Annotated in this window: 9 protein-coding genes; 6 read left to right on the top strand and 3 right to left on the bottom strand. The window is 40.2% G+C overall.

The features are described 5' to 3' along the window. The first annotated feature begins 353 nt into the window (after positions 1 to 353). The 6 genes from D8855_RS08480 to D8855_RS08455 all read left to right on the top strand — a co-directional run bounded on the left by D8855_RS08480 (position 354) and on the right by D8855_RS08455 (position 9,273). On the top strand, positions 354 to 548 hold the full coding sequence (locus D8855_RS08480) for a helix-turn-helix transcriptional regulator (protein ID WP_125416950.1): 195 nt from the start codon (positions 354 to 356) through the stop codon (positions 546 to 548). 15 nt (positions 549 to 563) lie between these two features. After that, entirely contained in the window at positions 564 to 1,106 is a 543-nt protein-coding gene (locus D8855_RS08475) for a DUF3278 domain-containing protein (protein WP_125416944.1), read from the top strand. Between the two features lie 10 nt (positions 1,107 to 1,116). After that, on the top strand, positions 1,117 to 1,443 hold the full coding sequence (locus D8855_RS10850; protein WP_120770871.1) for a hypothetical protein: 327 nt from the start codon (positions 1,117 to 1,119) through the stop codon (positions 1,441 to 1,443). Between the two features lie 26 nt (positions 1,444 to 1,469). Further along, the gene (locus D8855_RS08465; protein WP_125416942.1) at positions 1,470 to 2,048 is read left to right on the top strand and encodes a DUF3278 domain-containing protein; all 579 of its coding nucleotides are present in this window, start codon (positions 1,470 to 1,472) and stop codon (positions 2,046 to 2,048) included. Further along, a complete protein-coding gene (locus D8855_RS08460; RefSeq protein ID WP_061864525.1) occupies positions 2,045 to 2,521 on the top strand; it encodes a glutathione peroxidase in 477 nt (158 codons plus the stop codon). The genes D8855_RS08465 and D8855_RS08460 overlap by 4 nt, the downstream gene beginning before the upstream one ends. Before the next feature lie 332 nt (positions 2,522 to 2,853). Beyond that, the gene (locus D8855_RS08455) at positions 2,854 to 9,273 is read left to right on the top strand and encodes an alpha-L-fucosidase (protein WP_125416940.1); all 6,420 of its coding nucleotides are present in this window, start codon (positions 2,854 to 2,856) and stop codon (positions 9,271 to 9,273) included. A 309-nt stretch (positions 9,274 to 9,582) separates the two neighbouring features. Here D8855_RS08455 and D8855_RS08450 read toward each other — a convergent pair whose 3' ends face one another. Genes D8855_RS08450 through D8855_RS08440 form a run of 3 tightly spaced genes read right to left on the bottom strand, consistent with a single transcriptional unit; the run spans position 9,583 to position 11,643 of the window. Continuing rightward, positions 9,583 to 9,876 (bottom strand): DUF5960 family protein, encoded by a 294-nt coding sequence (locus D8855_RS08450; RefSeq protein WP_125416938.1) that lies wholly within the window; start codon positions 9,874 to 9,876, stop codon positions 9,583 to 9,585. Beyond that, on the bottom strand, positions 9,869 to 10,231 hold the full coding sequence (locus D8855_RS08445; protein ID WP_084861942.1) for a hypothetical protein: 363 nt from the start codon (positions 10,229 to 10,231) through the stop codon (positions 9,869 to 9,871). The genes D8855_RS08450 and D8855_RS08445 overlap by 8 nt, the downstream gene beginning before the upstream one ends. Further along, entirely contained in the window at positions 10,228 to 11,643 is a 1,416-nt protein-coding gene (locus D8855_RS08440; RefSeq protein WP_049509856.1) for a Y-family DNA polymerase, read from the bottom strand. The genes D8855_RS08445 and D8855_RS08440 overlap by 4 nt, the downstream gene beginning before the upstream one ends.

The raw sequence follows: 11,643 nt of genomic DNA, 5'->3' as shown, positions 1-11,643 counted from the left end.
CTAATCTTCAACCCCATTCAAACGTCTCACACTAACTTCCACCATAGCGGAACTTAATCTGAAACGCTTTCAGATGAGGGGATTTTGTGCGCTCTTTTTTTCGATTCATTTTGGCTACAGAAGCGATGAAATCAAGCATGATTAAAACCAGTGGAACTTACCCTGACACGGATTTCCACTGGTTTTTAGAATTTTTATCAGACTAACTTCCACTTGGATTAGCGGTGGAACTTAGTTTGGGAATTTACCCAAGTAAGATTTCTTTAAGAATATGTCAAATATGCTTGACATCTATTTCATAGAAGAATATAATATAGTCAAATATATGCGACATGAATCAGAAAGGAGACCAGATGAATCGTGTGAAAGAATTTCGCAAGGAACTAGGTATTTCCCAGCTCGAACTAGCCAAGGATACCGGTGTCTCGAGACAAACCATCAATATGATTGAGAACGACAAGTACAACCCAACTCTGGAACTCTGTCTCAATCTCGCCCGCAGCCTCCAAACTGACCTCAACAGTCTCTTTTGGGAGGATAATTTTTAAAAAAGGAGCCAACTCATGAAAAAAGAAACCTTCACTGAAAAACTCATCAAACGCACATACGGTATTTCTGGTCCCCTTGACGAATACAAACGGCGTGAGGCCAATCGTATTGGGAACCAAGTCTTTATCGTCCTCTTTTATCTGATGATTTTCGGAAATCTTATTCCACTCCTTCTGGCCTATAAATACCCTCAAGAAGTGTCTCTAATCTATCCTCCTCTGATTTTAGTGATTGCCCTCATCTCTGCTGGCTATGTCACCTACCAAATGAAAAAAACAGGGATTACAGCTATTGATCCAGATATGCTGAGCGAGAAAGAAAGTAAGCAACTATACTACCCAGGTCTTAAAGCAGGTTTGTTCTTTGGTCTATGGATGTTTTTTATAACTCCTCTTCTCAGTATACTCATAGGTGAAGGTCAGGACTATTTTCATTCTCTCCTCACTATAAGAAATGGTGTATCAAGCATTCTCGGTTCTATCTTCTTCGGAGCGAGTATACAGTTCCTCATCTCCCGTCGCATTGAAAAAGCTAAGAAAGATCAAGATGAGGATTAGGAGGTGCCTTATAAAATCACTAGTAACTTTACTTACCTATCATCTTTTATTTGCTTCACTGTTCATCTTCATCATCGTTTCAGGGAACTTGCCAATCTACGATATAGTCCTCCTTCCAGTCTTTGTTCCAGCACTCAACAAAGGATTGACTTATCTAAAGATTGACTCCCAAAAAACGCGCATACTCAACTTAGCACTATTCTTTATGATTCTATCCTTACCACAACTAACGCTCATTTCAAGCAATTGGAAATATTATATACTGCTAACTATCGCTATCCTTTCTTCTATTACTTATCTTTATTATCTCTATCAATTCGTAAAAGAAACAAAATAGCATCGTTCATTTAGGAGAAATCACCCATGAAAAAAGAAGATTTAACAACTCGCCTACTTCGAAATTTCTTTCATATCCAAGGGCCTTTTGATGAATGCCGTCAAGAGGTTATCTACAAGGCTTGCGCCCGTTCCATGATCCAAATCTTTTACTCTTCCTTCATTCTCTTCCTATTCTATATTTTGTTCGGAAGCTTTATAGAAATTGTTCGAAATGTTATGCCCTACATCTATTTTGGACTCATTTTGTTCATGAGTATAAAAGCTCAAAAAGCCGTCCAAGAGCTTCATCTTGAAAAGGATGACAAATCAGAAATCATTCTCAAAACCTACAGCAAAGCCCAAATCAAATTCCGAAGCTGGATTGTGTTTATCGGTATTCAGATTGGCTTCTTTATCCTACTCATCTTTCATAAAGTCTTCGTTCAGCAGATGTCCCTTTCAGATTTTGTGAAGCTCCTCATGCAATTCGATAAAAGTGTTCCTTTACTGATGTATGGCCTCATTATAGGTAGCATTTTTGGAACCCTGACCTACGGATTTCTATCACTACAGGAGGAGAAAACTCCTAAAAATACCAAACAGAAGGAGAAAAGCAAGCAATGACTTCACTATACGATTTTTCAGTCTTGAACCAAGACAATCAAGAAACCCCACTAAATACCTATCTTGGTAAGATTCTCTTGGTTGTCAACACTGCTACTGGATGTGGTTTAACGCCCCAGTACCAAGGACTTCAAGAACTCTATGATCGCTATCAAGAACAAGGTTTTGAGATTTTAGACTTCCCTTGCAATCAGTTTATGGGACAAGCACCAGGTAGCCCAGAGGAAATCAACACCTTCTGTAGCCTACACTATCAGACTACTTTTCCTCGTTTTGCCAAGGTCAAAGTCAACGGTAAAGAAGCGGACCCTCTCTATATTTGGTTGAAAGACCAGAAATCTGGCCCACTAGGAAAACGAATCGAATGGAATTTCGCTAAGTTTCTCATCGGTCGTGATGGGCAGGTCTTTGAACGCTTCTCTTCAAAAACAGACCCAAAACAAATTGAAGAGGCGATACAAAAATTACTCTGACTTTTTTTGAATACATTCTTTCATTCAGTTTAATTCTTGAAAGGANGTATTTTTTCTTTAAAAAGTGAAAGAATTTCTTTAAATTAGGTTTACTTTCTCTATTGCATTTCTTGGAACAATTTAGTATATTTGTTATGTTAAAGTTTTTAGGTTATTTTAAAGATTAAGATAACAATTTTAATTTTTTTATTCTAAAATGAAAGCGCTTAAACAGGAGGGGATTAGTCTCAAACTATTGCACAAAATCTAACTATCGCTAAAGAAAATCGTTTCCAAGTCATACTTGGGCTCAGACAGTAGCTGACTGTCTTGATTCAAACTAGGAGTACATTATGAATCGATACCTTTTTGAAAAAGAGCAAACTTTTAGCATCAGAAAATTAACCGTTGGTGTTGCTTCGGTTATGGTTGGGCTCGCTTTTTTTGCATCTGGTACAGCACTAGCTGACGAAGCAAAAATTGAAACTACAAGCTCTCAACCAAATGTAGAAAAATTGGCCGAAGCTGAAAAAACCAAACCAGAAGTCAAAAATGAAAGTCCTGTAATTTCTACACCTCAAGAGTCAGAGCAAGCAGAGAAATCAGAAAAAACTGTTAAACCAGTAGAAGAAAAATCTGTAGCAGATACTAAAACTACTGACTTGCTTCCTGAAGAAATCCACGATCAAGCTTATCCTGATGCACCCGTGAAAAACATAGATACTTCAGCAATCGTAGACAAGAAGGATAGTCCTAAAGTTGAGACAGAAAGCATTCTAAAAAACAAGGAAGAACTTCCAAAAGAAGCTGAAAATGGTAATCGTGCAATTATCAACGGTGGTCTAGATTTGAAGCACGTCCCTTATGAAGGACAACCTGCTACTGCTGCTAGTATGATTTACACTATTTACAATGGTGGTTCCCAACGCTATATCGTGTCTGGTTCTGGTATTTTTGTGGCACCAAATGTCATCTTGACTGTTGCCCACAACTTTTTAGAATCAAACCGTGATACAAAAGAAGGACATATTCGAGGCGGAGATTCTGCTAAGTTTTACTATAACCTCGGTTCTAATTCTGCTGTTCGCAATTCTCAGCCTGTAACGGGTAATACTACTCTTTTCAAAGAAGAAGATATTCATTTTTGGAACAAGAAAGAATTTGGAAAAGGATATCAAAATGACTTGGCTGCTGTTGTAGCACCTGTTCCTCTTCAAATCGCTAGTCCAAATAAAGCTGCCACCTTTGTTCCTTTGGCAGAAAACAAAACCTATCAACCAGGGGACCCTGTTAGCACGATTGGGTATCCAACTGATTCAAGCTCACCTGAGCTCAAAAAACCAATTGTAGCTGGTCAACTTTACAAGGCTGATGGTGTCGTGAAATCTGTTGATAATTATGATGATAAAGGCTCAAAAGGCATCACCTATCATATGACTTCTGTTTCAGGCCTTTCAGGTGCTGGTATTATCAACGGTGATGGTAAAGTAGTCGGTGTTCACCAACACGGCACAATTGAAAACGGCATCCCCGACAAAGACCGTTTCGGCGGCGGAATCGTCCTCTCACCTGAGCAAGTCAAATGGGTAAAAGATATTATCGCAAAATATGGCGTCAAAGGTTGGTACCAAGGTGATAACGGAAAACGATATTACTTTACTCCTGAAGGAGAAATGTTCCGAAATAAAACGGCTGTTATTGGCGAAAATCAATATTCTTTCGATGAAAATGGTGTTGCGACACTCATTAAAGGAATCGATTACGGACGTGTAGTTGTTCAACACGTAGATGAAACTGGTAATCCAATCAAAACTGATGATACTTTTGTTGAAAAAACTGAAGTTGGAACAGCTTTTGATTATAACTTCAAAAAAGAAATCGCTAAGACTGACTTCTATACAAAAAATCAAGAGAAATACCAGATTGTCTCTATTGATGGCGTCGAAATCAACAAACAACTCAAAGATGAGTGGACCTACAACGTCGTCAGCAAAACAGCTCCAGGAACACGGGTCATCAAGGTGGTTTATAAAGTGAATAAAGGTTCATTTGCCATTCATTATCGTTTGAAAGGCTCAGAGCAAGAATTAGCAGATGTTGTTACTGATAATAATGACGGAAAAGAATACGATGTTTCTTTTGTAAACACTTTTGAAGCAAAAGAAATCGCAGGCTACCGCGCAATCACTCCACGCTTAGAAGCCAGCATCCAGCACAAGGGTGTGAATGATGTCGTCTTTGAATACGAAAAAATCTCTGATAGCTCTAATCCGACTTCAACTGTTTTACCTGCTGCTCATCCAGAAGATAAGGAAACAGAAATCGGAAATCACGGTCCCCTTCCAAGCAAGGCTCAACTTGATTATCACAAGGAAGAATTAGCCGCCTTCATCCACTATGGTATGAATACTTATACTAATTCTGAATGGGGACACGGAAATGAAGACCCTAAAAACTTCAATCCAACTAACTTAGATACAGATCAATGGATCCGTACTCTAAAGGAAACTGGCTTTAAACGAACTATTATGGTTGTCAAACACCACGATGGTTTCGTTATTTACCCATCTAAATATACAAATCATACCGTAGCTGCAAGTCCATGGAAAGATGGAAAGGGTGACCTTTTAGAAGAAATCTCTAAATCGGCTACTAAATACGATATGAACATGGGTGTTTACCTATCACCATGGGATGTTAATAGCCCTAAATATAAGGTAGCTACTCAAAAAGAATACAACGAATACTACCTCAATCAACTAAAAGAAATCCTTGGTAATCCAAAATACGGTAATAAGGGTAAATTTATCGAAGTTTGGATGGATGGAGCACGCGGTAGCGGTGCCCAGAAAGTAACCTACACTTTTGATGAGTGGTTCAAATATATCAAGGAAGCTGAAGGAGATATCGCTATCTTCTCTGCCGAACCAACAAGTATCCGTTGGATTGGAAATGAGCGTGGTATCGCCGGTGACCCTGTATGGCATAAGGTCAAGAAAGCAAACATTACCGAAAATGTTAAGAACGAATACCTTAACCACGGTGACCCTGACGGAGATATGTACTCTGTAGGAGAAGCAGATGTTTCCATCCGCTCTGGCTGGTTCTACCACGATAACCAGCAACCAAAATCCCTCAAAGAATTGATGGATATCTACTTCAAGTCTGTTGGTCGTGGAACGCCACTTCTTCTCAACATTCCACCAAACAAAGAAGGTAAATTCGCAGATACTGACGTGGCTCGCTTGAAAGAATTCAAAGCGACTCTAGATCAAATGTATGCGACTGACTTTGCCAAAGGAGCAACTGTAACAGCAAGCTCGACTCGTCAGAACCATCTCTACAAAGAAAGCCACCTTACAGACGGTAAAGATGATACTAGCTGGGCTCTTTCAAATGATGCCACAACAGGTAGCTTCACAGTCGATTTGGGACAAAAGAGACGTTTTGACGTCGTAGAACTCAAAGAAGATATTGCCAAAGGACAACGTATTTCTGGATTCAAGATTGAAGTCGAAATCAACGGACGCTGGGTTCCATATGGTGAAGGTTCAACCGTAGGTTATCGTCGTTTGATTCAAGGTCAACCTGTAGAAGCACAAAAAATTCGAGTTACGATTACTGGCTCACAAGCCACACCAATCCTAACCAACTTCTCAGTCTACAAGACACCAAGTAGTATCGAAAAGACAGACGGCTACCCTCTTGGACTTGAATACCACTCAAATACAACAGCGGATACAGCCGGTACAACTTGGTACAATGAATCTGAAGGTGTTCGTGGCACTTCTATGTGGACCAATCAAAAAGATGCCAAAGTAAGCTATACTTTCACAGGAACCAAGGCCTATGTCGTCTCTACAGTTGACCCAGGTCATGGAGAAATGTCCGTCTACGTTGATGGCCAAAAAGTTGCGGATGTGCAAACTAAGAACACTAGCCGTAAACGCAGCCAAAAAGTATATGAAACAGACGATTTAGCACCTGGCCAACATACCATTACCCTTGTTAATAAAACAGGTGAACCAATTGCTACAGAAGGAATCTACACTCTAAACAATAACAGCAAGGGTATGTTTGAGCTTGAAGCAACTTCTTACGAAGTCGAAAAAGGAAAACCAGTCACTGTTAAAATTAAACGTGTTGGTGGAAGCAAGGGTACTGCTACTGTTCGCTTCATCACAGAACCTGGAACTGGGGTTCACGGTAAAGTTTACCAAGATACAACTCAAGATGTGACTTTTGAAGATGGAGAAACAGAAAAGACTGTTACCATCCCAACGATTGACTTTACAGAACAAGCCGACTCTATCTTTGACTTCAAAGCCAAGCTCACTTCTGTCACTGATGGTGCCCTGCTCGGTTTTGCTACCGATGCAACCATCCAAGTGATGAAAGCTGAATTGCTGATCAAGGATCAAACAAGTTATGATGACCAAGCTAGTCAGTTGGATTACAGTCCTGGCTGGCACCATGAAACCAATTCAGCAGACAAGTACCAAAAAACGGAGTCTTGGGCTTCCTTTGGTCGCTTAACTGATGAACAAAAGAAAAAGACAACTGTCACAGCCTACTTCTACGGTACTGGACTTGATATCAAGGGCTATGTTGATCCAAATCATGGTATCTACAAAGTCTTCCTAGATGGCAAAGAAGTTCCTTACCAAGACGGCATGGGAAATGCGTCGACTATTGAGGGCAAGAAATACTTTAGCGGTCACGCTGCTCAACGTCAAGGCAATCAAACTCTGGTTAGCCTAAAAGGTCTTGATGAAAACTTGCACGCAGTCACCCTTCAACTAGATCCTGATCGAAACGATTTGTCTCGAAACATCGGTATCCAGGTGGATCAATTCATCACTCGTGGTGAAGGAAGTGAACTCTACAGCAAAACACAAATCCTTCAATCTCTCTCTAAATGGAAAGACGACTTATCTAACTTTGATCCAAGTGGTTTGAAAAATACAGCAACTGCACGCCAAGCGTTCAAGTCTAATCTTGATAAACTCACTGCACAATTAAGTTCTGATACTGTAAATGTACAAGATGTGATGTCAACAGTCACTGCTTTGCAAGATATTCTTAGCAAAGACGAAAATTACCGAAAACCTGGAGACGAAACAAGTCCAGAACAACCAGTTGAACCAAAACAACCGGAACAGCCTGAAATCAATTACGATAAGGCTATGACTAGCTTGACTGAAGCTATCAAGAAAAAAGTGGCTGAGCTTGGTGCCAACAACGATGCTAAGAAGAGATTAGTTGAAATTACTGATAAAGCAATCGCAGCTATCCAAGAAGCCAAGACTCAAGAAGACGTCAACAAAGCCCTCAATAACGCTCTTGAACAAATCAAGCAATTGCAACCTAGCCAACCAGAACAACCAGTTGAACCGAAACAACCTGAACAGCCTGAAATCAATTATGATAAGGCTATGGCTAGCCTGACTGAAGCTATCGAGAAAAAAGTGGCTGAACTTGGTACTAACAACGATGCTAAGAAGAAATTAGTTGAAATTACTGATAAAGCAATCGCAGCTATCCAAGAAGCCAAGACTCAAGAAGACGTCAATAAAGCCCTCAATAAGGCTCTTGAACAAATCAAGCAATTGCAACCTAGCCAACCAGAACAACCAGTTGAACCAAAACAACCGGAACAGCCTGAAATCAATTATGATAAGGCTATGGCTAGCCTGACTGAAGCTATCGAGAAAAAAGTGGCTGAGCTTGGTGCTAACAACGATGCTAAGAAAAAATTAGTTGAAATTACTGATAAAGCAATCGCAGCCATTCAAGAGGCTAAGACTCAAGAAGATGTCAATAAAGCTCTCAATAAGGCTCTTGAACAAATCAAGCAATTGCAACCTAGCCAACCAGAACAACCGGTTGAACCGAAACAACCTGAAAAACCAATTACTTCTTCAAGTCCTGAAGAAGGGGTTAAAGAGCTTGTCTTCCAACTCCCAAGTTTGGAGATTGTTAAGAAGGCAGTACCATTCAAGACTATCCGTCGCGAAAATCCACAATTAGACAAAGGGAAAGAACAAGTTCTATCAGAAGGGAAAGATGGTGCTATAATCGAGTATATCGAAGTAGATGGCAGCAATCGTAAGGTAGTTCAAACCGAATCAACTCCAGCTCTAGACCGAGTGATTGAAGTTGGGACTAAACAAAGTTCTGTAGGAACAGATACTCCACCAGTTGTGACTCTTCCTGAGTACCTTCTACCAAAAGAACCTGAAAAACCAATTACTTCTTCAAGTCCTGAAGAAGGAGTTAAGGACCTTGTCTTTAAACTTCCAAGTTTGGATATTGTCAAGAAGGCAGTACCATTCAAGACTATCCGTCATGAAAATCCAAACTTAGATAAAGGAAAAGAGAAAGTTCTAGCAGAAGGGAAAGATGGTGCTATAATCGAGTATGTCGAAGTAGATGGTAGCAATCGTAAGATAGTTCAAACTGAATCAACTCCAGCTCTAGATAGAGTAATTGAGGTTGGAACTAAACAAAGTTCTATAGGAACAGAGGCGCCACCAGTTGTGACTCTCCCTGAGTATGTTCTACCTAGAGAAACTGAAAAACCAGCTCCTGCAGTTGTAACAGAAGATTCACCAAGAAAAGATGAAAAAGCACCTGTTGCTACTACAGTTAAACAAGACAAGGAAAAACAACTCCCAGAAACTGGAGAGCAAGAAGCAAATGCCTTCTTATTCTTGGCTGCTATTACTTCAGTATTGTCTCTACTCATCTTCCAAAAGAATTTCAAAGACTAATTAAAATCTTTACTTAATTCTTTTCAATGATTCTAGTTCCCCCAAAGAGAAGACCAGCCGGTCTTCTCTTTTTCTATATATAAATCAAAAAATATCCATAAATTTCTATGGATATCTTAGTATCTATAAAACAGAATGATTATTTGGGATAAGTATTTTCGAATTCAACTACGATATCAAGTACACAATCATCCAAAAAGATGGAGCTCTTATCTGATTTAATCAGAAATACCATAATAATCTGCTGCAAGCTCTCCGCAGATAACTACAATGGTGTACACCAGAGAACGAGCTCATCTCCTACCAAATCTACTGGCCACTATTTTTAATCCCAGCATATACATAGGTCCTATTTCTAGGACACGCTTTTTCCGTTACCACCCTAAAATAAAAGCTATGCTCCCGCCCATCCTTGGCATTTTCCTTGTTTAAAACAAAGTAGTTTTTCTGATTCATCGCCATGGTTCGTAGGATGTCATCAATCAAGAAAGTCAAGGGTACGTTCATGGCAGAGTATTTTTGAAAATCCTCTTCAAAACGAATATAGTTATATGAAAAGTAATCCATCTGCAGTTTGTTTTCATACAGCTCTTTTCTAGTCATAAACTCCCTCCTCCCACAGCCGAATTTCTAGGATATCTGCAACATCTATCAACCTATATCCCTCGTTTGTCCTAATAGATAGAGTCTGATGTGATAACTCTCTCACCACACCGATTATAGTGATTTTCTGCTTCTTTTCCTTTAGCACAAAATTTCCCCTAAGTTGGCCAACATAAAGCTGAGAAAGCAAGTGAAACTTCTCATCTGGAGTCAAATCCGTCGAAAAATCAACACGACTTTTTTCTTCACTGAGCGAACTGGTGTGTTCTGAAAGGTAAAATCCCATCCACTTCTGCATACCTGGATCTTGATAATCTCGCGCAGATTGAAAAGGTAAATAAGAACGATCAATCATTTTAATCCATCTAATCCTCCAGCAGAATGTCCCCCAATCAGCTTGCTTCTAGCAAGACTCCTAGAGGCTTCTTCCAGTGCATTTGCTCTTAAAAGGGAAGTGAAACCAAATTGTTCCCGAATGGAGTCAATGGCCGTCTGGAGCCTTTCTTCTTTTTCTAACTTGTCAACATCATCAAAGAGAGATATCAAACCAAAGGACTCATCCACAAATCCTGAATAGTTGATTCCAACACTTCTGACTGCTCCTGAAGTGTATTTGTTATGAAATAACTTCAAAACATAATCCGTTAAGACAGCTGTATTATTGGTCGGTTCGACCTTCATTTGTGTGTGAATAGACGACCTGACCTCCTGTTTAGAGAAACCGACATAGATAGAGACAAGGGTTGTTTTCTTGCCAGACCTTCTCAATCTAATAGCCACCTGCTCCGCCATTTCCCGGAGAATAATTTCAATATCACGTAGCTTCACGTAGTCTCTCGGCAAGATTTGAGAATTCCCCAAGCCCTTGGATTTGGCTTTATAAGGCTTATGAACATTGCTCTCATCAATTCCGTTAGCATGAAACCACAAACGAAGACCAGCCTGCCCCAGAGCTTTCTTTAGCTGGTCGGGATTGCTGGTTGCCAATTCCTTGATGGAATAAATCCCCAGAGCATGCAAGCGTTTCTCCATCCGTCTGCCAATTCCCCAAAAATCCGTCATCTTAGGGATTGCCCAGACCTTCTCTTCCACATCCTGGTAAGACCAGTTGGCCCTCATGGTCGGAGTGTGCTTGGCTTCATTATCCAGAGCCAACTTGGCTAGTAAGGGATTGGCATTGGACATACCTACTGTAGAGTAAATCCCTGTCTGCCTCCAAATATCCCTCTGAATACGGGCAGAAAGCAGATCCAGCTTGTCTTTGCGAGAGAGACTCTTAGCTGGGATGAAATAGTTGAGCGAACTAGTTAGGTCAATAAAGCCCTCATCGATAGAGTAAGGATAAATATCATCTGGACTGCCATAGTTTTGAAAGATTCGCTGGATTTCCATATTGACTGCAATGTACTCGTCCATTCGAGGAGGGACAATCAAGGTAACTTGAGCCCAATCTTCGATGTAGCGAACATAGTCTGAGTCGGTAGGTAGCCCTTGCTTTCGAGCATTATAATAGGAAAATTTTCGCGTTTTGATATCAAAAGGCAAATCATAGGCCCGACCAACATTTGACTTGCCAAAAATCTTCTTAAACAGGGGAGAGGAGGCTAGGATAAGACCAGTTGAATTATCCGCTCGACTCATGACACAAAGCGAGGTTTTCAGCGGATGTAATCCCCTTTTCACGCACTCAACACTAGCATAAAAGGATTTCATATCGACAAAGGCAATGTCACTTTTGGGCTCTCTGGAATAATCAAAGTAGCCCAT

The organism is Streptococcus mitis, assembly GCF_003942685.1.
Lineage (GTDB): Bacteria > Bacillota > Bacilli > Lactobacillales > Streptococcaceae > Streptococcus > Streptococcus mitis_CD.
This window is presented reverse-complemented; position numbering and strand designations above follow the sequence as displayed.